The organism is Pseudomonas sp. GW823-FHT03E05 (genome assembly GCF_058796855.1).
The window spans coordinates 1-505 of sequence record NZ_JBXAJB010000014.1 but is presented as its reverse complement, the minus strand read 5'-3'; the positions used below and the strand labels follow the sequence as shown (position 1 = coordinate 505).

Sequence of the window (505 nt, the reverse complement as noted above, 5' to 3'; positions counted from 1 at the left end):
TCAAACATCTTTGGGTTTTGAGAAAACCCTAAACTTGGCTCAGCAATCGTTGGTTACATCTTTGATTTCTCGCGGAGCAACTTGTGATGCTGATAATCTTTTTGACTATCAGTCTGACTCCACAAGCACCCACACGAATTGCTTGATTCAGTTGTTAAAGAGCGGTTGGTTAAGATCTTTCGTCTCAACCGAGGCGCGCATTCTACAGCAGCCTCATTTGCTGTCAAGTGATTTTTTTAAGAAGTTTTCAAAGTTTCCTTTTTAACTTCAACCACTTGCGCTTCCGATCTCTCGTTAGCGGGAGGCGAATTCTACAGCGTTACACGCTGCTGTCAACACCTCTTTTCAACCGCTTTCGACCGAGAGGATCGAATCGTTAATAAGGCGAAAACTGACTGCCTTACCAACTGCTTCTGGCTTCGATGAACTGAAGCGTAACCGCTATCGAAAACTGCGTAACTCGTTGAATCTCAAGGAGTTTTCCGTTTCGACTGCGCCGGAAGTG

At 45.0% G+C, this 505-nt stretch carries 1 pseudogene; it reads left to right on the top strand.

Going from position 1 to position 505, the window contains the following annotated elements:
- Positions 1-265: pseudogene (locus tag AC1RCO_RS31160) on the top strand (hypothetical protein); the annotation flags it as partial.
- Positions 266-505 lie beyond the last annotated feature (240 nt).